This window comes from Bacillus sp. FSL K6-2971, assembly GCF_038006405.1.
Lineage (GTDB): Bacteria > Bacillota > Bacilli > Bacillales > Bacillaceae > Bacillus > Bacillus pumilus.
In genome coordinates, this window is sequence record NZ_JBBOVD010000001.1 from 2,601,393 (window position 1) to 2,624,439 (window position 23,047).

Here is a 23,047-nt window from a genome sequence, read left to right on the forward strand (position 1 = left end):
TCATGATGACTTTTTTGTTTAAGACGACCATTTGTTTTTTGCCATCCATGCACCGCCGATGACTCCTGCATCGTTTCCGAGAGAGGCAATCACGACTTCGACATCATCAGCGCAAGGCGGAAATGCGTGATGCTTAACAACGCGTTCTACTTTACTGCGAAGGAGCTCACCTGCTTTTGAAACACCGCCGCCAATCACGATTTTTGTTGGGTTTAACGCACTGGCAAGATTCGCTAATACAAGCCCAAGATGAGTCGTCACCTCTTCTACGACACGCATGGCAAGATCATCTCCACTTTCAGCAGCCTTAAACACATCCTTTGCAGTCAGCGAAGTGAGCGTGCCAAGTGAAGATGTATGCTGCTCTGTTACTAATTTATCCTTTGCAAGCCGGACGATGCCAGTCGCAGATGCAATGGTTTCAATACAGCCTGTTCTCCCGCAATTACAAGGTGCTCCTTGGAATGGAACGGCACAAATATGGCCAATTTCTCCGCCAGCCCCTGTCTCACCTTGAACAACTTCACCATTTACAATAATGCCGCCGCCAACACCTGTGCCAAGTGTGACCATCAGGATGTTTTTTGCGCCATCGCCTGCACCCTTCCACATTTCACCGAGTGCAGCAATATTCGCATCATTTTCGATGACAGATGGAAGTCCTGTCTCTGCCTCTAGGTGATCTTTGAGTGGATAGTTTGTCCAGCCGAGATTCGTTGTTTTATAGACAATCCCAGATACTTTATCTACAGGCCCAGGTGCACCCATTCCAATCCCAATCAGCGCTGATTTGGGCATACTGATTTCGACTAATTTGTGGTCAATTGATTTGGCAATATCGACTGTGATCGTCTGCCCTGATTTATCCGTAGGAATCTCCCACTTATGCTGAATTTCACCATATAAGTTAATGAACGCAAGCTTAATTGTCGTACCGCCAAGATCAACTCCTACAAACCAATCCCCGATCATATGCCCTCCACCTTCACATTGTTTTTCGATTTAATTTGGCTAGTTCCATTTGAAGAATCGTCATTGCGTTTGACCATTCTGTCCGGTCAATAATGCCCGATGTATACATTTCCTTCAGTTCATCTGCCATAAATTCTAATTCCACTTCACGATCTCCGAAATACACATAATTTCCAAATCTCATGAGCAGCTGCTGTACATCATATAACGTTTTCATTGTTTCCACCATTTCTTCTCATCAACAGATAGGATAAGCGTATTCATAAATGCGCTTTCAGTCAAGTCATTCAATGTGTTTGCGTGTTTTCAATATATTGTTTCAGCTTTAAAAATTGATCATTTTTTGGATCTTGGTCTAACCCTTTTTCTATTAGATCCTCTGCTTTCGCTGTCTCTCCTTTTTCTACGTACAACAACGATAGATGATACAGTTTATTTGGATCATCTGGATTTTTTTTAAGCGACTTTTGTAAAAATCCAATCGCTTTGTCAAGGTGGCCGAGCTGCGCTTCCGATAGAGCATATATATGGAGAGCCTCAGCTGATGCATCCTTTTGATGTACATATTTCTCTAGACGTTTACTTGCTTCGTTATAGTTCTTGTCATCAAATAAACTTGCTGCCTCACTTACTGCTGCCGCTTCCTTTTGATCGTCTGAATGAAACCCTGTATACAATCCAAAACCACCAATCAACAGTAGAACAACACTAGCAAGAAACATTTTGACAGGCTGCACCTGTTTAGGGAGCCGGACAGCTAAAGCAGCAAAAAAACCGCCAACCAGACCGCCAAGGTGCCCTGCGTTATCAATACCTGATACGGTAAAGCCGATCCCTAAATTGATGAGGATGATCACAATAATATTTGTCCCCATCGTCCGGAAGAAGAGCTTGCGGTTAGAAATTGCCAAATATAATAGTGCACCTAAGCATCCAAAGATCGCGCCTGATGCACCGGCTGCGATGGCCGTATTAAAGACAAAGCTCGCTATGGAACCAAAAATGCCGGAAATGAAATAGATGAGCAAAAATCTCCATGAGCCATAAATTTTCTCAACAGCCGCTCCGACAGACCAAAGAGCAAATGTATTAAAGAGTAAGTGCGTCAAGCCAATGTGCAAAAACATTGGTGTAATCAGGCGCCACCATTCTCCATCTAAAATCAGCCCATTATTTTTAGCACCAAACGCTGTCAAAGTTGCCGTATTGGTACTTCCGCCAAATAGTTCAAGTAAAAGAAACATCACCACTTGAACAGCGATGAACAGGTAGGTGAAAATCGGTCTGCCATTTTGAAAAACGGCCCGTTCTCGTTCACGCTGCTTTTCCTGATCATCAAATGCTTGAAGTACGCTCACTTTAAGCTGGATGACATCTTCAGCTGTGTCTCTTTTTGCCTCTTCTGCATCCACTGTCAGCGATGTATTGAGCCATTTTTGCAGCTCATTTACGTCATGTTGAAGAGTGTCTGCATTCAGTAATACAGGTGTAACTGTCACCTTTTGCTTTTTTTGCTGTTGACCGTTTAGGTCCTCCCAATCATCTACAGGGTAGTCAGCTGTAAATTGGAGCTGTAAGAGATGAAGAGAACGTTTACGCATGGCCTCTCTCAGCTGATCCATCCGATACGTCTGCTCTTCAATTTCTCGAACGATCTCCTGTTTAAAATTGACATCTTTTCTATATAGACGGATGAGATCATACCCTGAGTTTCGTGGTGCTTCAAAAAATATTTCATCTTCTGGATACGGACTTTGAATCATCTCGTACCCTTTTTGTCTTAATTCATCAACAACTCGCCAAAATAAACTATCTATGACATTCATTCATTCGCGCTCCATTTTTTACATTATTATAACAAGAATCGTTCATATCCGCATTTCTGAACAAAAAAATCCCGGCGTCTGCGGGATTAGAATGCTTGGCGAATAAATTTCGTCCGAAAATACGGGACTTTCATCAGCCACTTAATAAAAAAGTGACGCACTTGATTTTGACCTAAGATCAAATTCATCAGCCGATAACGATTTTGCACGAGAACGAATGCAAACAATGTGAACACAATGCTCCAAATCATTTTATTCATCATATTCCCTCCTATGTTCGTATCGTGGCTTAAATAGGATGTGTTTATGCATGAACCATCATTTTTATCGCTTACAATGCTTTCTGCTTTCACACTCTAATCCCTTGTTCTTTTGATTGAATATAATAGACCTCTTCACACTCTGATTGATCATAAGAAACGTCAAATTGATGATGGTCGATTAAATCCTTGAACGTATGAGGCTCCGCTCTACCTCTTCCATCTTGTGAGGGAAGTAACTGTCGTATGGATTTGGTGTATGAACATATACAGCGTCTAAACCAGGGGCATGTTCGTGAATACAAATCCATGTTTGGTATGGCTTTTCAAAGCCTTCAAGCTGTTTTAACAGCCTATGATATAAAGCGATATGGGCTTTGATATGCTCTCTTCTTATTTTTAAGCTATTTTCCCCGACCCCAAAAAAATCATGGTACGTATGCCAAAAATAAAACCATGAATCCTGATCGAGTTTTAGGTCACAAGTATTCACTTCCTCCCACATATTGCGGAAGTATCTTTTCTTTCCACGAAATTTTTTCAAAACGGACCTCCTATCAACTAAAATGCCATGACCTTATGAAACAACAAAAAGCCCGTTCTTTGGACAATCAGCGGACTTTTACTTTTGATATAACGTGCCTTTTTCACTGACAATCATAGACACCGGTATGTCGTATGCTTCAGACGGCACATGCCTGATTTGCTGTAAAGACAGACAAAGTGCAATGGTTACCCCGTGATAGTCAGCTAAGTAGCGGTCATAATAGCCGCCCCCAAATCCAATCCGGTAGCCTTTTTGATCGAAGCATACCCCAGGCACAATTATTAAATCAATGGTTTCTTTATGTACAGCTGTTGATACTTGAGGGTCTGGTTCCAATAGCCCAAAGTAGCTGGATGTCATCTTTGTTTCGGGTGTATATTCATAAAACATCATCTCTTTTGCTTTCGGAAAACAGGTAGGGATACATACTGTTTTTCCTTCTTCCCACGCTTTTTCAATTAGAGGCATTGTCGGTATCTCTTTTCCTCTAGACATCGTCAAAGCGATCGTTTTCGCCTGTTTCCATGCTGGCAGCTGCAATAAGTGTTCATGAAGTAAAGCCGTGCTGCGCTCAAATTCTTCAGCGCTTATTTGATCAAGCTTGGCTAATGTTTGAAGGCGAAGCTCCTTTTTCATACAGATCATCTCCCATCATAAAAAAACAGCAGGAAAATTCCCTGCTGCTTACTTTGTTTCACGATGTACAGTTTGTTTTTTATCACGTGAGCAATACTTTTTGAATTCAACGCGATCTGGATTGTTTCGCTTATTCTTTTTAGTAATATAGTTACGCTCACCGCATTCAGTGCAAGCTAGAGTAATATTTACGCGCATATTTTTCCCTCCAAACTAAAATCAATTCACATTCAGACCTAACTATAATACCACTTCTAGCTTAGGAATGCTAGAATGTTTTTTCACCAATTTCAATTTGAGTGCATTCACTTACATATCGCATGCTTATGTCATGAAAAATCGTCTGCTCCCCTATAAAACCTTATTCTTTGTCGTACTGTATACATGAGACTCCTCTTCTCCCCGCCGCTTTCATTTATTTTGACAGCGAAGCAAGGTTTTCATACCCGTTTTACATATAAAAAGAAAAAAGATGAAAAAAAGGTGATTTTCTTCAGCAATTCCTTTTGAAACTAGCTTTTTTATGGTATAAAAAAGAAGGGTCGAAAACTGTCTGAAACAATCTTGGAAGCCTTTTATGGCTTTCAGCATTAAAATATGAATAAAAGGTGATGAAACATGGAAATTGCAATTATCGGATTGCTTGTTATCAGTATTGTACTGATCGCATTCTCATATTTTCAAAGAGAGCCGATTAAAGAAGTCGAGCAGGAACTTGAAACACTTCAACTATCTGCAATGCAAGAAATCTATAAACTGAAAAAGAAAATGAAAGTGCTTGAAGAAGAATTACTTGAAACAAACATCGTCGTTCGCAAGCATTCAGAAATTGATCCATCCATCGCAAGACAGATCATTTCAAAACATCAAAATGGCATGTCTCCTGAGGCCATTGCGCGCGCTGAGCATGTATCTGTAGAAGATGTCAACATGATCATTAAAGACAACGAGAGGGTGCTTGTATGACGAAAAAAAGCATCCAAACGTTTGCAGCAGGTATGATTCTTGCAACTGGGGTTCTTGCGATTGTCTTTTTCCTCACTGGGAAAGACGAGGCAGCAGCTGATACAACAACAAAAGAAACCCTCGCACAGAAAGTAACAGACACTGACGTGAAAAACTATTTAGACTCCAAAAAAGAAGTCACTGTCAGCCGCGAAACGTACCAGCAGCTTCTTGACTATAAGGAAAAAGCGCTGAAGGCAAATGAAGACGGAGATTCTAAGAGTGATCAACAAAAAGAGGACAAGCCTAAAGGCAAATCGATCAAATTTGTGATTAAAAACGGTATGAGTACAAGTGATGTTTCAGACATGCTTGAAAAGGACGGCATCATCAACTCGTCTAAAGACTTTAATGATTACGTAATTGACGCCGGCTACCATAAAGAAATTCGTGCAGGCAAGTTCAATTTAAAAACAGGAATGACGTTCAAACAGATAGTCAAAGCCTTAACAAAATAACAACAACCCCCCCCCTGACGGCACTGACCTTCAGGGGGTTTTTCTTATCCAAATCGACCAGATATATAATCATTCGTTCTTTGATCGTTTGGCTCAGAAAACATCACATTCGTATCATTGACCTCAACAAGCTCCCCCATTAAGAAGAAGGCCGTTCGGTCTGATACCCGAGCCGCTTGTTGCATGTTATGCGTCACAATGGCAATCGTATATTTCTCTTTCAATTTCATAATCAATTCTTCAATCTTTAATGTTGAGACAGGATCAAGCGCTGATGTTGGTTCATCCATTAATAAGATGTCTGGGCTTGTAGCAATGGCTCTTGCGATACAAAGACGCTGCTGCTGACCGCCAGAAAGGCCTAGAGCGGGAGCACTTAATCGATCTTTCACTTCATCCCATAGGGCAACATCTCGAAGCGCTTTTTCCGCGATTTCTTTCAATTGCTGCTTGCTCTTAACTCCGTGAATTCTTGGTCCGTAAACGACATTATCAAAGATAGACTGAGGGAATGGATTCCCTTTTTGAAACACCATGCCGACATTTTTACGCAGCTCCACTAAATCAACACGGCCTTTTAAAATGTTGTCATCTTTATACATCATATCCCCGGTGATTTTCACACCTGGCACTGTTTTGACCATAAGATTTAACGTTTTAATAAACGTTGACTTCCCGCAGCCGGACGGGCCGATAATCGCTGTGACTTCATGCTCTCTAATCGCTAAGTCAATATGCTTCAATGCATGATGCTGTCCATACCAAAGATTCATATCATTCACACGAAACACTTCTTTTTTTGCTGCTTTAGTTGCTACTGCATTCATCAAATCCACCCGCCTTATCCAAATCGACCATTGATATAGTCTTCTGTTTTTTGCTGCGCAGGACGTGTAAAGATACGTTCTGTAGCATCATATTCTACTAGATCTCCGTTTAAGAAAAAGGCTGTACGATCTGATACACGGAGCGCTTGCTGCATGTTGTGTGTCACAATGACGATTGAATAATCATTTTTTAATTCGCCTAATAGCTCTTCAATTTTCGCATTTGAGATGGGGTCTAGGGCAGAAGCCGGTTCATCTAATAACAAGACACTAGGTTTCATCGCAAGTGTACGTGCAATACAAAGGCGCTGCTGCTGACCGCCTGACAATGACAAGGCAGATCGGTGCAGACGATCTTTGACCTCATCCCATAGAGCCGCCTTTGTTAAGCTTTCCTCAACCGCATCATCAAGCACAGATTTTCTTTTTTCCCCAGCATACTTTAACGCATGGGTGATGTTATTGTAGATCGATTTAGGAAATGGATTTGGTTTTTGGAAGACCATGCCGATTTCTCTTCTTAAATTCACCACATTAATACGGTCATCCAAAATATTTAATCCTTCGTACATGATCGCCCCTTCACTTCTCGCACCTGGAATTAAGTCGTTCATACGGTTAATACTGCGTAAAAAGGTAGACTTCCCGCAGCCGGATGGACCGATTAATGCGGTGATCGCATTCTTCTCAATCTCGAATGAAATGTGATTGACCGCTCTTTTTTCACCATAATAAATGCTTAAATCCTGCACCTGTAAAATCTGTTCCGCTTGAAGTGGAGCCTTTTTCGCTGCAATCTCTTTTTTTTCTGCTAGCATTTGAACCATATCCCCTTCACACCTCTCTCACATTATTTTGACGTAAGCTTTTTATGAATAAATGAACCAAGCCATCTAGCTGCTAAATTGAACAATAAGACTGAAAGCACAAGTACAGCTGATGCACCATTTGCAATGGCTTCTGCATCTGGAATGATTCCTTGTGTATTGACGTTCCATATATGAACGGCTAATGTTTCTGCCGGTCTAAACACATTCAGCAGTGACGTATCAGAAAAAGGACTCCAGTTTGTGAAATCAAGGCGCGGTGTGGAGAGACCTGCTGTAAAAAGAAGAGCAGCCGCCTCACCAAAGACTCTTCCTGATGCTAAAATCGCACCAGTGATAATAGACGGAAGCGCACCTGGAATAAGGACCGTTTTGACTGTGTGCCACTTCGTTACACCAAGCGCTAGTGATGCTTCCTTTTGATCCTTCGGTACAGAGCGCAGCGCATCTTCTGTCACCCTGACCATCACCGGCAAGTTAAACACAGTGAGCGCAAGAGCTCCTCCAATGATCGTATAGCCCCAGCCTGTTAAATTCACAAACATGAGTAAACCAAACATACCAATGACGATAGACGGAAGTGAAGACAGCACTTCAATACATGTACGAATAAAATCTGTGACTTTGTTTTGAGGTGCGTACTCTGCCATATACACTCCGCCGCCGACACCAAGCGGTACTGTAATCAGCATCGTAATAAACAAAATATAAAACGAGTTAAAGAGCTGATCCCTGATGCCGCCGCCAGAGCCAATCGCACTTGAGCGGGTTGTCAAAAAGTCGAAATTTAATTCTTTTGCACCGTTGAAAATGATATAAGAAAACAAACCAACGAGAATCGCCGTAATAATGGCAGCACATAATCCAAATATAAATGTGGCAAAACGATCGGTCATTTTGCTATTCATTAAATCTTCCTCCTAGACGACAAGTATCTGATAATGAGTATGAACATAAATGATACAACTAGAAGGACAAGTCCCATTGACCAAAGTGTATTGTTCTCAACACTTCCATACGTTGTGTGACCCATGTTTAACGTAATAATGGTTGTTAATGTACCAGCTGTATCCATAATGCTCTCTGGTAAATTACGCGTGTTTCCAATGACCATCTGTACAGCAAGGGCTTCTCCAAATGCTCTAGCCATGCCAAGAACGACCGCTGTCATTAATGTTGGCAGTGCTGCTGGCACAAGCACACGTCTAATCGTTTGCCATCTTGTTGCGCCTAATGCGTACGATCCCTCACGTAAACTTTTTGGTAGTGAACCCATTGCATCAGTCGCAATGGATGTAACGGTTGGCAGGATCATAATAGACAGGACAATCGTTCCTGCTAGCACGCTATGCCCTGAGCCGCTTGACTTGAAGTGTCCGATAAACGGCACCAATACTGTAAGACCTATGAATCCGTAAACAACGGATGGAATCCCTACAAGCAATTCAATGACTGGCTGGAGGATTTTACGTCCCCAAGCAGGTGCAATTTCTGTCATAAAGATTGCGCCTGCGATGCCTAGCGGCGCTGCAATGAGTGCCGATAGGAGCGTGACGGCGATTGATCCGAAAATAAAAGGAAATGCGCCGTACTGCGGGTTTTCTGCTGTTGGGTTCCAATTGATACTGGTTAAGAACTCAATTGGGCTTACACCATTTACGATGAAAGATTGTAAACCCTTAATGCCAAGGAAGATGGTAATGGCGATTGATACAGCAATCATTAAGAATGCGCAGAATCTCACCAAAATACTTCCTCTTACTTCATCCATTTGCCTATTTTTCTTCGAGCTGATCAGTCGATCGCTCGCTTCTGTATGTTCTATCTGCTTCATCTTTTTCTACACTCCTATGAATGTCATAAAAGGAAAAGTGAAAAGCTCCACTTTTCCTTCATCAGCAATTCAAGACCTCTTACTTATCTGTTTGTTTGCCTGTTGCGTCTCTTTCTACTTTCATATTAGAAACTGAGATGTAGCCTTGGTCTTTGACGATTTCTTTTTGTACTTCATCACTCATAAGGTAATCTAAGAATTGTTTTGCTAGACCATCTGGCTCACCTTTTGTATAAGAATGCTCGTATGCCCAAATTGTATATTTACCGCTTTCTACATTGCTTTCTTCCGGTTTCACACCATCAATGCTAAGCGGTGTAATTTTGTCATCTGTTAAATAAGAGAATGCTAGGTATCCAATCGCACCTGGTGTTTCTGCAATCAGTTTTTTCACTGTGTTTGAAGAATCTTCTGTGATTCCTTCTGCAGGTGTTGCACCATCAAGTGCATATTTCACAAATGTTGCACGAGTTCCTGAAGAGTCAGGTCTGTTCACAAGAGTGATTTTTTGGTCTTTCCCGCCAAGCTCTTTCCAGTTTTTGATTTTACCAGTGAAGATTTTTTTCAATTCGTCCTTTGTGATGTCTTTGACACCCACTTCAGGGTTTACAGCTGCGGCCATTCCAACAACTGCTACTTTGTGGTCTGTTAAAGCTTTTGCGTCGATTCCGTCTTTCTCTTCTGCGAATACATCTGAGTTACCAATTTGTACAGATCCTTCTGACACTTGAGAAAGTCCTGTTCCTGAACCGCCGGCTTGTACTTGAATATCGGCTTTTGGATGTTTATCCATGAATTTTTCTGCTGCCGCAAGAACTAAAGGCTGCATCGCAGATGATCCTGAGATGGTAATGGAACCTGATGCCTCATCTTTGTTTGAAGCATTTCCTTTACTGTCTTTTGAATCTCCGCTTGAGCTGCTGTTTCCGCATGCTGTGACGAATGCTAACAATGCGATAGTAAGGAAAGTAAGCAGCCATAATTTGTTCTTTTTCATTTCAAGAATACCCCCTGAATAATTTGTCCTACGAGTAATACATTAAAGGTTCTTTATTAATTTCGTTTAAATGGAATGTTAAGGTTTTGTAAATGTCGAAGTTTTGTAGAGATCTTACGATGTTTTTTATGTATTTTGTCAATTTATCTCGAAAATTTTGAAGAAAACGTAAAAAAACGCCCACAAAAAGTGAGCGTTTTTACCTAGAAAAGGTCTAGTCATTTGTTTCTGTTTCATTTTCAATTTTATTTTTGTTCTTCGCTTGAGTATCATTGCTTTCCTGTTTTGATTTTAGCTCAAAGTATTTGTCTAATACTTGTTCACCGATATCATTTGTAATTGGATAGCGCTGATTGTAGTCTTGATACACCCATGGTACAACGACGGAAATGGCCACTTCTGGATTATCAGCAGGCGCATACGCAACAAGTGTTGTGTTGTATGTTGGTGTGCCGCGTTTGCTTTTAATTGGGCCGTCATAGAATGATTGAGCGGTTCCTGTTTTGCCAGCTGGGTTATACTTTTTGTTGCCAAAGTTCGAGTAGGCTGTCCCTCTTGGGTTCTGCATGACAAGCTTGAACCCTTGCTGAACACGCTTGATCTCATCACTTGTCATGTCTAGTTTATTCAATACGTCTGGTTTGACGGATTCTGTTACAGCACCAATGCCGCGCTGCGGATCTGGCTCTCTCACTTCTTTCACAAGCTGCGGCCGTAAACGATATCCGCCATTTGCAACCGTTGAAACGTATTGCGCCATTTGCAGCGGTGTAAACGTATCATACTGTCCAATTGCATAGTCAAGCAGGAGACCAGATTGTGTAGACGTTCCCCGGTAGCCTGTCGCTTCGTTTGGCAGGTCAATCCCTGTTTTGACACCAAGACCAAATTTACTAAAATTATAACGGAATGTATCAAAAGCTTTCGGATCGATTGGGAGCGGCTGGTTCTTACGATACTCCCCTTTTCCAACGGCAATCGCTGTTTTAAACATATACACGTTAGATGAACGCTCGAGTGCCGTTAAATCATTAATGAGTCCCATATTTTGATAGGATTTCTTAGGCGGTGACTGCGCGATATATAGCGGTTCATCGTACTGGGTACTTCCAATGTGAATCACGCCTGTTTTATAGCCTGTCAGTACAGTGGCCCCTTTTACGGCTGAGCCCATCGCATAGGATGATGTCATTGTTCCTAATGCATAGTCATCAAATTTGTATTTTCCGTTTTTGTTTGAAATCTGTTTCCCCGAAACGGAGAGAACTTCTCCATTTCTCGGGTCCATCATGACAACAAACGCACGATCAAGAAGCTCTGTCCCGCCTCTTTGTTTCGCACTTCTCAAGTTCTTTTCAATGATTTTTTCAACCGCTTTTTGCAGCTGAATATCAATGGTGAGCACAAGGTCTTTCCCGCTCTTTCCTTCTGTTAGCACTTTAGAGCTTGTCACATTGCCCTCTTTATCAGTTGTACTCTGCTCTTTTTCCTTTTGGCCTTGCAGGACATCTTCATATTGATATTCTAGATAGCTTTTTCCTACACGGTCATTTCGGCTGTAGCCGAGCGATAAATAATGTTCAAGAAGTGACTGCGGAAGTCCTTCATCACTTGAGGACACACTGCCGAGCATACTGCGAAGCAGTCCTTTATAAGGATAGCTGCGTGACCAGTCTGTTGTCACATCCACACCTGGCAGCTCGTCCAAATGCTCAGAGACGTAAGCAATTTCGCTTGGCTTCACATCATCATTTTTAATGAATTGAGGCGTAAGTGCATAGCCTGCATCCATTTGTCTTTTAATCGCAAGCACTTGTAAGTCTTTTTTCGTCAGTTGATTTAATTCCTTGTCCGTGATGCGTTTCAGCTGAAGCTCATATAATTTATCATCAGCGATCTTATCGTCACCCTTTAATTCCGATTCCTTTTGAACAAGCTTTTTCGCTTCGTTCGGATGCGTTAAGATCCAGAAATCTTTTTTGTCACGATCTGTGATTTTTTTCGTACTCACATGAATCATATCCGCTAATTTTGTAGCCACTTTGAGCCGCTCTTCTTGTGAAGTCGTCGAGGTTCTCGTATATGTAATGGCATTTAGCGCTTTATTGCTGACAATCGTATTATAGTTTCGATCGTAAATTTTCCCGCGCGGAGCAGCTGAGCTGACATTTACATCCTCTTGTTTTTCTGCCTGCTTTTTATAATCTTCTCCATTGACAATTTGTACAAATCCGAGTCTTACAACAACACCTGTAAAAATAATAAACGCAGCTAAAAATAGTAAATTCAGCCGGATTGGAAGTGTTTTGCGCCCTTCCTTCGCGTCTTTTTTGTTTTTCTTGTTTCTCATCACATCACCTTTTCTATCAAGAAAGAAATGGCACCCCTTTTTGTGTATAAAAGGTGCCATCATCATTTTAGCGGTTTTTCTATTATTTATCTAGAAATTTGATGTTCCATTGGTAAGAAATTTTACCTTTCTCCCTTAATAAGGTTCGTCTGAGAAACTGGCTTTTGACCGTCTGCCTCTTTCATATCAGCCATTTTTTCTTTCAAATGAATATCTTTTACAAAGAAATAAATGAGGGTATGTCCCGCTCCAAGCACAACAAGAGATGCAGGTATCCCGAGCTCATCACCAAGTAAAGTGACAGACAGAAGAAACAACACAATGGAACAAATACGGCCAGCATTTAAAAACAGCTCTCTGACCACAATATATTCAATTCGGGCTTTCCTTGCATACCTTGCATGACCGATGACATCGTATGTTAAGGATACATATGGAACAAGCAGAAGCGGATATCCTATCGCGATGGCTACCGCATACATGAGAAGTGATACATAGGACAAGTGAAAGACGATTAAGAACAAGGCACCGTATAAAATCAGCCCGCCAAGCATAATGGCTTTCTTACGCCATTTTTTCTTAATCAAACGCGTAGCGAAGAAATAAGCGAAAAAGGCAACACCTGAGTTCACCAAACCAAATGTCCCAAGAGCAAGTTCACTGTTTGTTGCGATAAACACAAAGACACTGATTAAGAAGACAAAGACCCCTTCACGAAGCCCTTGAAAAAAGTGAGCTGTTGTAATCTTACGCCAATTCTCGTCGGCATGGCGTTCTTTCCATATTTGCTTGATGATAAATTTTCCTTTTGACTGCCTTCTCTTAAGGAAAAAACTCATCACAACCGCTAATGAAAACAAAATTAGCGATAAAGTAAAAATCACTGTATAGCCCGTATCATCTGTTAATTGAGAAATGACAATACCCGCGATCAGTGGACCGATCATGCCAGCTGTAGAGGTGAGGACTCCTAGAAATCCATTAAAGAAATCTCTTGTTTCAGGCTCGGTGATCTCAAAGGTAAGTACGTTAAAAGCAAGCCAGTAAAAACCATAGCCGATCCCAAGGACACTCCCTAATAAAACAAGCCGCGCGGCCGCGTGCTCTCCTGCTATTAAGACAATTAAGTAAAAAGCGGCTAAGAAGATCACGCCGAAACGAAGGACAAACGCCCGGTCTATTTTTTTAGCGAGCCGGCCTGCGAATAAAAATGTAATGGGCTGAAGCACAACAATAGCCAGATTGTAAATCGCAAGATCCGTGAATTTCCCCGACTGTTTCCATAAATACACGTTTACAAACGTATTTGATAGCGCAATGGCAAGTGCATATAATCCGCCAATCGTGAGGAGGAGCATTAAATCTCTTGTAACATCCATGTCCCCGAACATTTTCTTTAATCTGCTCATATATTTCATTCTCCTTTTCTACACAATAGTCTGTCTCATCAAAAGGCAGATATGTAAAAAAAGGAGGGAAAATATAAAAAGACCTGCTTCTCTAAAGAGCAGGTCTTTTCAAATCAAATAATTTATTTAGCTTCGCTGTAAAGGCGAGCCACTTCATCCCAGTTCACAACATTCCAGAAAGCTGAAATGTAATCAGGACGACGGTTTTGGTAGTTTAGGTAGTAAGCATGCTCCCAAACGTCAAGTCCTAGAATTGGTGTTTTTCCTTCAGTTAAAGGAGAATCTTGGTTTGGCGTGCTTGTGATTTCAAGTTTGCCATTGTTCACAACAAGCCATGCCCAACCAGAACCAAAGCGTCCTGCAGCTGCTGCAGCGAAATCAGATTTGAATTTTTCAAATCCGCCTAATTCTTTTTCGATTGCATCTGCAAGTTCACCAGTTGGTGCGCCGCCACCGTTTGGTGAAAGAAGCGTCCAGAATAATGAGTGGTTAGCATGTCCTCCGCCATTGTTACGTACAGCTGTACGGATGTTTTCTGGTACAGAGTTTAGGTTAGCCACTAGCTCTTCGATTGATTGATCTTCAAGAGCTGATACACCCTCGATTGCTTTGTTTAAGTTTGTTACGTATGTGTTGTGATGTTTTGTGTGGTGAATCGTCATTGTTTCCTTGTCGATATGTGGTTCTAATGCATCGTAAGCATATGGTAATTCTGGAAGTTTAAAAGCCATGGTTAAATTCCTCCTTAGAAATGTATGTACTGAAATGCTTCCTTAGGTCGTAAGCAAGCAATTCACCCTACTCAAAGAGTATCAAAAGAATTGGCTTGTTTCAATGTTATTGCTCATGATCTGAAACATTTCAGTGTTTATTTTGTATTTAGCCCTTTAGAAAAAGTTTTAAACGCCCTTTTTCTATTTATCGAAGGACATAAAATAAAAAGATGCCCAGCATCAGCGCTTGAATCAATCCTTTGGCAAATACACCTGATATGAATCCGATTAACGAGCCTAATCCTACTTTCACACTTGTCTTCACATCTTTTTGATGAACAAGGAGCTCTGCTATAACACTTCCGATAAATGGACCAATGATAATTCCTGCAATCGGAATCACAAAAGGACCGACTAATAACCCAATGGTGCTTCCCCAAATAGCTGCACGGCTGCCGCCAAAACGCTTGACCCCAATCAGGTTTGAGACATAATCTGCCGCAAATAATACTGCGGTAAATACGGCTTGAATGAGCCAAAACGTCAGTGTCAGCGGCTCGAAGCTGAAAAAGAAACCATATAGAATAAATCCGAGAACCATAAAAACCACGCTAGGGATAATAGGATAAACAAGTCCAACAAATGCAATGATAAATGCACAAATGATCAGAATCCAATACAGCACGTCCAAGTCACAGCCGCCTCCTTTTTATTTGCTGTATACATTATGCCTCATTCACACTATCTTAACCAGCAATGAAGGCCATACTTGTACTTGTTAGATAGACATTGATACAATATGAGAAATAGAAAAGAATGTAGGAAGTGAATTGATTGAACGTATTTAAACTATTGTTAAAAGGCATTTATTCACCAAAAGATATTGCTAAAGCACGGTTTACAGGGATTGGCAAAGCGATTTTATTCATTTTTATCCTTTCGATCATCGCAGCAGTTCCTCAGGGTTATCATATGAGTCAAGAGATCTCGAATGCGATGTCAGGATTTCAGCATGTGATCAAAAAAGATTTACCTGATTTCTCAATCGAAAAAGGAAAGCTTCAAGCGGATCAAAGTGAACCGATAGAAAAAGAAGAAAACGGCATTACGATCATTTTTGATCCTGCTGAAAAAATAAAAGCAAGTGAGCTTGAATCAAAGCAAACAGCCATCGCATTATTAAAAGAAAAAGCTGTGATTGCCATTGATGGTCAAATGACAGATATCCCGTATCAGCTGCTTGGTGGGACGCTGACAAAAGACGAACTTGCCCGCGTCACAAATCAGAATCAAGCGATTATTATCCCAGTCATCTGTGTGCTGCTATATCTATCAACTGCAGCTCTCATGTTCATTAGCGCAACTTTCCTTGCGATGCTTGGTACATTTATTAAACGCATGCAGCAAAAAGAGCTGTCCTTCCAAATGCTATGGAAGCTCTCTGCTTACTCACTCACATTAACAACAGTCTTTTTCGCCATCATGAGTGCATTAAACACGCCTGTTGCGAATTCATTTTTATTAAATTGGGTCATTAACTTTATCTTCTTATACCTTGTCGTAAAGGAAATACCCGCTAAACATAAACCACTTGTCAAAAATTAATTTAGTATATGAAAGCTCCCCCAACTTGGAGGAGCTTTTTATGTATGTGCGTGCTCTATGATTCATCCGGATGAATGATCGCAAACAAATAATGATCTTCCCACACGCCATTAATCTTCACTTTTTTACGATTGAGTCCCTCATTTTCAAAACCTGTCTTTTCAAGCACACGAATGGAGCCTATATTACTCGGCTTTACTCCAGCTTCAATACGATGCAGGTGCAGCTCATCAAAGGCATAATCGATGATTAAACGAATGGCCTCTGTCATATACCCTTTCCCGCCATGCTTTTCATCAAGTACATACCCTAGCCAAGCTCCTTCTACCGGACCTCTTACGACAGAACTTAATGAGATTGTCCCAATTAAGGCATCTGTTTCATTTAAGAAAATACCGTGCATGTAGGCTTCATCCCGTGCGCATCTTTCCACACTGCGCTGAATTCGTTCAATTTGACGAGATATCGTGAAAAAATCATCTTTGACCAAAGGTGTAAATTGCTGAAAATATGAGCGATTCTCAAGTTCAAGTGCGAGTAGTGATTGTGCATCATTTTCTGTTAGCGTTCTCACATATATATGCTGACTTATTTTCTTCATAAACTCTCCCCCCTGCTTTTATTTTATCATAATCGTGATAGAAGCTTGAAAAAGCACCACCGAGCGTAAATTCAATACAAGACTCACTAGAACTAACTAGAACCTCCCTTTCCAGCTTTTCTCCTCATGTTGGTTCTATCATTTCGGGACATGCATAGACTGAAGTAAACTCTTAAAAGCGGTGAGTGAAATGCGGCGTATTATTTTTTTGCTAATCAGTTTGTTTGTCCTCTTTATTATCTTTTTTGATTTAAAAAATGGCACCATTCCCGTAGAAGAAGGTCCAGCTGTCCCTGCAAATGCCTTTCAAACACCTGAGAAAAAAGCATATAAGAAGGTCACAGTGAAACAAGGTGAAACTGTCGTCTCTATCGTCCATACAAGCAAGCCACTTGATGAAGTCATTGAGGATTTTGAAGAGCTGAATCAAGGCGTCAAAGCAAACGAAATTCGGGCAGGCAGCACATATAAGTTTCCGGTATATAAGAGATAAAACGTTAATTCCTTGTCATTCATACAGAGAGACTGTTACAATATGAACTGTAAAACAAGACGTACATGGCAAATGATTGCTTGTACACTAAGGAGCGATTGACAAGTGAGTGAAGTCACACATCGTACTAAAACGCGTCCCGTCAAAGTGGGACCTTTAACTATAGGTGGAAATAATGAGGTTGTCATTCAAAGTATGGCAACAACCAAAACACATGATGTCGAAGCGACAGTAGCTGAAATTAAGCGTCTTGAAGAAGCAGGCTGTCAAATCGTTCGTGTCGCATGCCCAGACGAGCGTGCAGCAAATGCGATTGCAGACATAAAAAAACAAATCAACATCCCGCTTGTTGTCGATATTCATTTTGACTACAAGCTTGCACTGAAAGCGATTGAAGCAGGTGCAGACAAAATTCGAATCAACCCAGGAAACATCGGAAGACGAGAAAAAGTCGAAGCGGTTGTAAAAGCAGCAAAAGAAAAAGGCATTCCAATCCGTATTGGGGTAAACGCTGGTTCATTAGAGAAAAAAATTCTTGATAAATACGGCTACCCAACAGCAGATGGTATGGTCGAAAGTGCACTGCACCACATTAAAATTCTAGAAGATCTAGATTTTCACGATATCATCGTCAGCATGAAAGCATCTGATGTAAACCTAGCGATTGAGGCGTACGAAAAAGCAGCAAAAGCATTTGACTACCCTCTTCACCTTGGAATTACAGAATCAGGTACATTATTTGCAGGTACGGTTAAAAGTGCAGCTGGTCTCGGCGCTATCTTGAATATGGGGATTGGGAATACACTCCGCATTTCATTAAGTGCTGATCCAGTTGAGGAAGTAAAAGTAGCACGTGAACTGTTGAAATCATTTGGTCTTGCAGCAAATGCAGCCACACTGATCTCTTGCCCAACTTGTGGACGAATTGAAATTGACCTCATTAGCATTGCAAATGAAGTCGAAGAATATATCTCCACGATTAAAGCACCGATTAAAGTAGCTGTTCTTGGCTGTGCTGTAAACGGTCCAGGTGAAGCGCGTGAAGCTGATATCGGAATTGCCGGAGCTAGAGGCGAAGGCCTATTGTTCCGCAAAGGTGAAATTGTTCGTAAAGTGCCAGAAGAAACAATGGTCGAAGAACTGAAAAAAGAAATCGATAAAATTGCTGAAGAGCATTATGCAAAAATGGAAGCTGAAAAAGCAAAAGCCAACGTATAACAAAAAACGCCTGACGTCACTGTCAGGCGTTTTTCTGTTCTTGTTAAAAGAACGGGGTGATAAATATGCCAAGGATGACGGAAACAATTCCGATCCCGATTGACCATGCGCCAAGCGCATGTGCTCCTTTTCTTCTTGCAATATAACCAACGACGATTGCCGCTACTCCTAATAGCACCGGCAAGACAAATAACGAGATAATCGCAATCGCGAGTGCTGTATAGCCTATCCCCTTACTGCCTGAATCGTCACCTACTTGGTCACGTTCTCGTCTGTCTACTCGATCTCTTGAAGCCTGATATGGCTCTGCAATTTCAGCAGCTGTTTCCTCTAGATAGCCATCATCATTACTAAAGTGTGTGTCGATTTCACGATCATTTCTTCTGAAATCTTCGTCTCTTTCCATGATCAATTCCCCCTTTTGGTTAATAGAAAGGAGCTTTTTTAGTATGAGCAAAAATGTCTGTTTCATGTTTGCTAAAACTTGCTGGAATTGTGAATTGATTATGTTACACTTTAAGAGTATAAAAATGAGGAGTGTGGGCATGTTACGTTTAGGAATTGATATAGATGGCACAGTGACGGCGCAGGACACCTTTGTTCCCTATTTAAATGAGTCGTTCCAACGTGCCATGACACTAGATGATATGACAGAATATGATTTGACGAAGCTTTTAAATATTTCTCAAGAAGAGTTTTGGGGCTGGATGAATCAGCATGAGCCTATTATATATAAACAGGCAAAGCCTGCTAAGGACGCAAAAGAGATTCTTGATCAAATGAAACATCAACACAGGCTAATCTATATTACAGCGAGAAGGCAGCATCATGCGGATATCACCTACGAGTGGTTTCACAAACATCACGTGCACTATGATGACATTGAGCTGGTTGGCGGTCATCATAAGCTCGAAGCTGTTCAAAAGCACAAGATTGATGTGTTTTTCGAGGATCATCATGGGAATGCCACAATGATTGCAAAAGAGGCTGACATCCCGGTTATTCTTTTTAACTCCCCATATAATCAAATGCCCATTGATGACAGGATTATACGCGTCAACAACTGGCAGGAAGCATCTCAATGGATCAAACAATACGAGCAGCGTTTGGAAACTGCTTATTAATGTAGAAAAGCCGATACTCAAATGTATCGGCTCAGATTATTGACAAAGGGCTAAAATGATCATTATTTTAGCCCTTTGTCTTCTTTTCAGCGTGATAGAAAACCTTTAAAGTCTAGGAAGGACGGCTACTTTTGCGGAGCGAATTTGACATTCGTGGGCACCAGCGCGCAGGACTGCGGGCGAGTGCGAGGGTTTGTCTACATGCTGAAACCGATACGCTTAATGTATCGGCTTTTTGGATGGAACAAGCTGACCTTCTTTCATGAGAAAATGGTACAGTGCTCCCTTCATGCCTGCCTGATTCAAGTAGTAGCACGTTTCCAGCTTCACCTGAATGTTCTTCCACGCATGCAGTGTATGTAAATGTTTCTCAATGTTTGACAGCAAATCCTGTCTTGCACTTACGCCGCCGCCAATGAGAATTTTCTCTGGATTAAGGACAGTTGCTACATTGTAAATGCCAATGGCGATTCGCTTGTACCACTGATCCACTAGCTTTTCAATGGACGGATCATGCTTTGCCTTTTCAAAAATGTCTTGACCGTCTATTTGAGTACTTTGCGGAATTCCTTGCTTTTCTTTATAGCTGCGAATTAAACCAGCCGTTGAAGCACTGCTGTTAAGTGTTGTAAATTGTCCATTTTCTGTCTCTGTCAGCATCATGCCAAATTCACCGCCGCGAAAGGAAGCCCCTCGCACAAGCTGACCGCCAGCGAAAATACCACCGCCAACACCTGTGCCAAGCGTCATACAAATAAAGCTGTCACACTCTTTCGCATGGCCACTATATTTTTCTGCAAGAGCTGCACAGTTCGCATCATTTTCGACTTCAACACGAAGAAATGTTTTCGCTTCTAAAAGTGTTTTTATATTTTGACCATTTAAGGCGATGATGGCACCTGCAAATTCTGTATAACCTGTTTCACTGTCCACAAAGCCTGGAAGACTAATCGCGATTCCGCTAACATCCGACGTTCTCTGATATTGCTTGACCACATCCGCCATCGCTTCTAAAAACGGTTCAAGCTGCCGGCAGTTCGTTTCATAGTCACCGCTCGTGACAATCTCCCCATCCTGATCCATTAATCCATGTTTTGTTCTCGTCCCGCCTACATCGAACACGACATAATAAGCCACTTTCGACCCCTCCCTTTACTCCAAAAGACGCAAATTGCTTCAGTACCTTGTTCTCATTTTAATGAAACAGCCGCCCTTTGTAAAACGTTTTCAAAAAGACAAAAGAAAAAGCCAGCTCTGCGGCTGGCTTTTTGATGAGTCTATGAGTGAACTTCCTTCGGTTCGCAGGAAGGACACGTTCCGTATATTTCGAATTTATGTCCGCTAATGTGATAATCCTCTAGATCGGCGTCTAACTTGTCCATAGGGCAGGCATCGATCTCCTTTGTTTTACCGCATGTCAGACAAATAAAATGATGGTGGTGATGAGAAAAAGAGCATTTAAAACGAAAAAGCTTCTCCCCTGACAATTCCGTTGTTTCTAATATACCTAAGTCTTCATATAGCGACAGGTTTCGATAAATCGTATCAAAGCTAAGACCCGGGTAGTCTTCACTTAGTGCCGTCAGCACATTTTTAGCAGTCAAATATTTATCAGAATCAGAAAACAGTTGAAGCATGTCTTCACGTTTGCTTGTATACTTGTAGCCTTTTTCCTTTAATAAATCAAGCGCTTCTTGTACGTTCATGATGATTCCCCCTTTTGAATTTTCCAATAAAAATACATCCGATTAAAATCAAAATGGACAGCATCACAATGGTTCCGCCTGGCGCTAAATCTAGATAATAGCTTAAGATCAATCCCGCCAATACAGACAATTCACCGAACAAGATCGAAAGGAAGATTGCCTGTTTGAATCCTTTGGCAATGCGGATACTTGCCGCAACAGGAAGTGTCATGAGCGCAGAAACAAGTAGTGTACCTACGATACGCATCGATGCCGCAATGACAAGTGCGACAACTAAGATAAAAATAAAATGAATCCATTTCGCTGAAATACCAGAAGCCTTTGCATGCTCTTCATCAAAAGAAAGTAAAAATAATTCTTTATATAAAAGCACGACAACTAACACAACAACGAGTGAGATCCCAACAACAATCCAAAGATCTAATCTCGACACCGCACTGACACTTCCGAACAAATAACTAAACAAATCTGTATTAAAGCCATTCGCTAGTGAAATGAAGATGACGGAAATCCCGATACCGCCTGATAAAATAATAGGTATCGCAAGTTCCTGATAATGCTTATACACGGAACGCAGGCGTTCAATAAATAACGAACCGGCAACAGAAAACGCCATCCCTAAGTACAGCGGGCTCACCCCTGTCAAAAGGCCAAACTTTTTATCAAGAAATAAACTTGCTGCAATACCCGCAAGTGATACGTGACTGAGGGCATCTGCAATCAGCGAGAGCCTTCTCACGACGATAAATACACCAAGCAAGGGCGCAATAAAACCGATCAGCATTCCTGCGATAAACGCATTTTGTAAAAATTCATAATGAAAAAATGGAAATAGCATTATTCATGTCCCCCATGATGGTGATGATCGTGATGAATCACTTGAATGTCATGTCCGTAAAATTGAGATAACGCCTGATCATCCATTGAATCAAACGTTGCTGCATCTCCGTGGAAATGAAGTGTCTGATTTAAACAAGCCACATGGGTGACTTTATCAGAAACGGTGCCAACGTCGTGTGTGACGAGAATTAAAGACATTCCTTTTTCTTTGTTCAATGTTTCGAGCAGCCGATAAAAGCCCTCAACTGTCCGCTGGTCTACCCCAACCGTTGGTTCATCTAAAATAAGCAGCTTTGGCTGACTGACGAGCGCACGGGCAATAAAGGTACGCTGCTGCTGACCACCTGAAAGTTCCCCGATGTTTTGGTGCTTTAAATCTTGTATCCCAACTGAGCGAATGGCATCCTCAACTTGCCACTTGTCCTGCTTGCTCATTCGTTTGAATAAACCTATTTTCGCCGTCAATCCACTTGCGACGACCTCGTAAACAGAAGCAGGGAAACCTGTATTAAAACTATTCGCCTTTTGAGAAACAAATCCAATTTGATCCCAGTCTCTAAATTTTGAAGCAGGCGTGCCAAATAGTTTTAATTCACCTTGCTGTGGTTTAATGAGCCCAAGCAGGCATTTTAATAAGGTTGTTTTACCAGATCCATTCGGTCCAACAAGTGCTAGAAAGTTCCCTTCCTCTACTGTTAAATGAATGTGATCTATGACATTTCGCTGTCCATACGAGTACGAAATGTCCTTCATTTCAATAATTGGCTTTGCCATGAATCTTTCCACCTTTAATCAATAT

Annotated in this window: 28 protein-coding genes; 6 read left to right on the plus strand and 22 right to left on the minus strand. The window is 41.3% G+C overall.

Annotated elements, in window-relative coordinates; genetic code table 11:
* Nucleotides 1–18 precede the first annotated feature (18 nt).
* From MHI33_RS13845 to rpmG, 7 genes are all read right to left on the minus strand, one after another.
* On the minus strand, nucleotides 19–972 hold the full coding sequence (locus tag MHI33_RS13845) for an ROK family glucokinase (RefSeq protein ID WP_065098404.1): 954 nt from the start codon (nucleotides 970–972) through the stop codon (nucleotides 19–21).
* A gap of 13 nt (nucleotides 973–985) precedes the next feature.
* On the minus strand, nucleotides 986–1,189 hold the full coding sequence (locus tag MHI33_RS13850) for a YqgQ family protein (RefSeq protein WP_008342322.1): 204 nt from the start codon (nucleotides 1,187–1,189) through the stop codon (nucleotides 986–988).
* Between the two features lie 70 nt (nucleotides 1,190–1,259).
* A complete protein-coding gene (locus MHI33_RS13855; protein WP_126741036.1) occupies nucleotides 1,260–2,798 on the minus strand; it encodes a rhomboid family protein in 1,539 nt (512 codons plus the stop codon).
* A gap of 86 nt (nucleotides 2,799–2,884) precedes the next feature.
* The gene (locus MHI33_RS13860) at nucleotides 2,885–3,058 is read right to left on the minus strand and encodes a hypothetical protein (RefSeq protein ID WP_165840198.1); all 174 of its coding nucleotides are present in this window, start codon (nucleotides 3,056–3,058) and stop codon (nucleotides 2,885–2,887) included.
* A gap of 181 nt (nucleotides 3,059–3,239) precedes the next feature.
* On the minus strand, nucleotides 3,240–3,602 hold the full coding sequence (locus tag MHI33_RS13865; protein ID WP_340912028.1) for a hypothetical protein: 363 nt from the start codon (nucleotides 3,600–3,602) through the stop codon (nucleotides 3,240–3,242).
* 78 nt (nucleotides 3,603–3,680) lie between these two features.
* Nucleotides 3,681–4,241 (minus strand): 5-formyltetrahydrofolate cyclo-ligase, encoded by a 561-nt coding sequence (locus tag MHI33_RS13870; protein WP_340912030.1) that lies wholly within the window; start codon nucleotides 4,239–4,241, stop codon nucleotides 3,681–3,683.
* A 48-nt stretch (nucleotides 4,242–4,289) separates the two neighbouring features.
* Entirely contained in the window at nucleotides 4,290–4,439 is a 150-nt protein-coding gene (gene rpmG, locus MHI33_RS13875; protein WP_012010579.1) for a 50S ribosomal protein L33, read from the minus strand.
* Nucleotides 4,440–4,859: 420 nt separating this feature from the next.
* Between rpmG and MHI33_RS13880 the strand changes: the two genes are divergently transcribed.
* Nucleotides 4,860–5,207 carry a hypothetical protein gene (locus MHI33_RS13880; protein ID WP_340912032.1) on the plus strand — a complete coding sequence of 116 codons (348 nt, stop codon included), beginning with the start codon at nucleotides 4,860–4,862 and terminating at the stop codon, nucleotides 5,205–5,207.
* Nucleotides 5,204–5,704: an endolytic transglycosylase MltG gene (locus MHI33_RS13885; RefSeq protein ID WP_003217472.1), complete on the plus strand. Its 501-nt coding sequence runs from the start codon at nucleotides 5,204–5,206 to the stop codon at nucleotides 5,702–5,704. The genes MHI33_RS13880 and MHI33_RS13885 overlap by 4 nt, the downstream gene beginning before the upstream one ends.
* Before the next feature lie 44 nt (nucleotides 5,705–5,748).
* Here the strand turns inward: MHI33_RS13885 and pstB (MHI33_RS13890) are convergent, their stop codons facing one another.
* The 9 genes from pstB (MHI33_RS13890) to MHI33_RS13930 all read right to left on the minus strand — a co-directional run bounded on the left by pstB (MHI33_RS13890) (nucleotide 5,749) and on the right by MHI33_RS13930 (nucleotide 15,352).
* Nucleotides 5,749–6,531, minus strand: a complete 783-nt coding sequence (pstB, locus tag MHI33_RS13890; protein WP_034620853.1) for a phosphate ABC transporter ATP-binding protein PstB — start codon at nucleotides 6,529–6,531, stop codon at nucleotides 5,749–5,751.
* 14 nt (nucleotides 6,532–6,545) lie between these two features.
* Nucleotides 6,546–7,358 carry a phosphate ABC transporter ATP-binding protein PstB gene (gene pstB / locus MHI33_RS13895; protein ID WP_034661308.1) on the minus strand — a complete coding sequence of 271 codons (813 nt, stop codon included), beginning with the start codon at nucleotides 7,356–7,358 and terminating at the stop codon, nucleotides 6,546–6,548.
* 23 nt (nucleotides 7,359–7,381) lie between these two features.
* Nucleotides 7,382–8,266, minus strand: a complete 885-nt coding sequence (pstA, locus tag MHI33_RS13900; protein WP_340912036.1) for a phosphate ABC transporter permease PstA — start codon at nucleotides 8,264–8,266, stop codon at nucleotides 7,382–7,384.
* A complete protein-coding gene (gene pstC, locus MHI33_RS13905) occupies nucleotides 8,266–9,192 on the minus strand; it encodes a phosphate ABC transporter permease subunit PstC (RefSeq protein WP_003217329.1) in 927 nt (308 codons plus the stop codon). Before pstC ends, pstA begins: the two co-directional genes overlap by 1 nt.
* Before the next feature lie 79 nt (nucleotides 9,193–9,271).
* Nucleotides 9,272–10,189, minus strand: a complete 918-nt coding sequence (locus MHI33_RS13910) for a phosphate ABC transporter substrate-binding protein (protein ID WP_034661310.1) — start codon at nucleotides 10,187–10,189, stop codon at nucleotides 9,272–9,274.
* A gap of 214 nt (nucleotides 10,190–10,403) precedes the next feature.
* Entirely contained in the window at nucleotides 10,404–12,539 is a 2,136-nt protein-coding gene (locus tag MHI33_RS13915) for a peptidoglycan D,D-transpeptidase FtsI family protein (RefSeq protein WP_340912039.1), read from the minus strand.
* A 122-nt stretch (nucleotides 12,540–12,661) separates the two neighbouring features.
* Nucleotides 12,662–13,948 (minus strand): MFS transporter, encoded by a 1,287-nt coding sequence (locus MHI33_RS13920; RefSeq protein WP_044140954.1) that lies wholly within the window; start codon nucleotides 13,946–13,948, stop codon nucleotides 12,662–12,664.
* 122 nt (nucleotides 13,949–14,070) lie between these two features.
* Nucleotides 14,071–14,679: a superoxide dismutase SodA gene (gene sodA, locus MHI33_RS13925; protein WP_007501264.1), complete on the minus strand. Its 609-nt coding sequence runs from the start codon at nucleotides 14,677–14,679 to the stop codon at nucleotides 14,071–14,073.
* A gap of 187 nt (nucleotides 14,680–14,866) precedes the next feature.
* A complete protein-coding gene (locus MHI33_RS13930) occupies nucleotides 14,867–15,352 on the minus strand; it encodes a DUF456 domain-containing protein (protein WP_003217408.1) in 486 nt (161 codons plus the stop codon).
* A 143-nt stretch (nucleotides 15,353–15,495) separates the two neighbouring features.
* On the opposite strand from MHI33_RS13930, the gene MHI33_RS13935 reads away from it, so the two are divergent.
* Entirely contained in the window at nucleotides 15,496–16,266 is a 771-nt protein-coding gene (locus MHI33_RS13935; protein WP_003217320.1) for a DUF1189 domain-containing protein, read from the plus strand.
* 55 nt (nucleotides 16,267–16,321) lie between these two features.
* Here the strand turns inward: MHI33_RS13935 and MHI33_RS13940 are convergent, their stop codons facing one another.
* Nucleotides 16,322–16,867: a GNAT family N-acetyltransferase gene (locus MHI33_RS13940; RefSeq protein WP_065098407.1), complete on the minus strand. Its 546-nt coding sequence runs from the start codon at nucleotides 16,865–16,867 to the stop codon at nucleotides 16,322–16,324.
* Nucleotides 16,868–17,057: 190 nt separating this feature from the next.
* Between MHI33_RS13940 and MHI33_RS13945 the strand changes: the two genes are divergently transcribed.
* Both MHI33_RS13945 and ispG read left to right on the plus strand, forming a co-directional pair.
* Nucleotides 17,058–17,360, plus strand: a complete 303-nt coding sequence (locus MHI33_RS13945; RefSeq protein ID WP_034661318.1) for a hypothetical protein — start codon at nucleotides 17,058–17,060, stop codon at nucleotides 17,358–17,360.
* Between the two features lie 105 nt (nucleotides 17,361–17,465).
* A complete protein-coding gene (gene ispG / locus MHI33_RS13950) occupies nucleotides 17,466–18,578 on the plus strand; it encodes a flavodoxin-dependent (E)-4-hydroxy-3-methylbut-2-enyl-diphosphate synthase (protein ID WP_340912043.1) in 1,113 nt (370 codons plus the stop codon).
* Nucleotides 18,579–18,621: 43 nt separating this feature from the next.
* On the opposite strand, the gene MHI33_RS13955 is transcribed toward ispG, so the two are convergent.
* Nucleotides 18,622–18,984: a DUF308 domain-containing protein gene (locus tag MHI33_RS13955; RefSeq protein ID WP_003217474.1), complete on the minus strand. Its 363-nt coding sequence runs from the start codon at nucleotides 18,982–18,984 to the stop codon at nucleotides 18,622–18,624.
* A 139-nt stretch (nucleotides 18,985–19,123) separates the two neighbouring features.
* On the opposite strand from MHI33_RS13955, the gene MHI33_RS13960 reads away from it, so the two are divergent.
* Nucleotides 19,124–19,702 (plus strand): 5' nucleotidase, NT5C type, encoded by a 579-nt coding sequence (locus tag MHI33_RS13960; RefSeq protein WP_044140951.1) that lies wholly within the window; start codon nucleotides 19,124–19,126, stop codon nucleotides 19,700–19,702.
* A gap of 219 nt (nucleotides 19,703–19,921) precedes the next feature.
* Here MHI33_RS13960 and MHI33_RS13965 read toward each other — a convergent pair whose 3' ends face one another.
* From MHI33_RS13965 to MHI33_RS13980, 4 genes are all read right to left on the minus strand, one after another.
* On the minus strand, nucleotides 19,922–20,839 hold the full coding sequence (locus MHI33_RS13965) for an ROK family protein (RefSeq protein ID WP_065098408.1): 918 nt from the start codon (nucleotides 20,837–20,839) through the stop codon (nucleotides 19,922–19,924).
* Nucleotides 20,840–20,979: 140 nt separating this feature from the next.
* Nucleotides 20,980–21,408, minus strand: coding sequence for a Fur family transcriptional regulator (locus MHI33_RS13970; protein WP_003217433.1), 429 nt, complete (start codon nucleotides 21,406–21,408; stop codon nucleotides 20,980–20,982).
* A complete protein-coding gene (locus tag MHI33_RS13975) occupies nucleotides 21,386–22,246 on the minus strand; it encodes a metal ABC transporter permease (protein WP_003217436.1) in 861 nt (286 codons plus the stop codon). The genes MHI33_RS13970 and MHI33_RS13975 overlap by 23 nt, the downstream gene beginning before the upstream one ends.
* On the minus strand, nucleotides 22,246–23,022 hold the full coding sequence (locus tag MHI33_RS13980; protein ID WP_217012221.1) for a metal ABC transporter ATP-binding protein: 777 nt from the start codon (nucleotides 23,020–23,022) through the stop codon (nucleotides 22,246–22,248). The genes MHI33_RS13975 and MHI33_RS13980 overlap by 1 nt, the downstream gene beginning before the upstream one ends.
* Nucleotides 23,023–23,047: the final 25 nt, after the last annotated feature.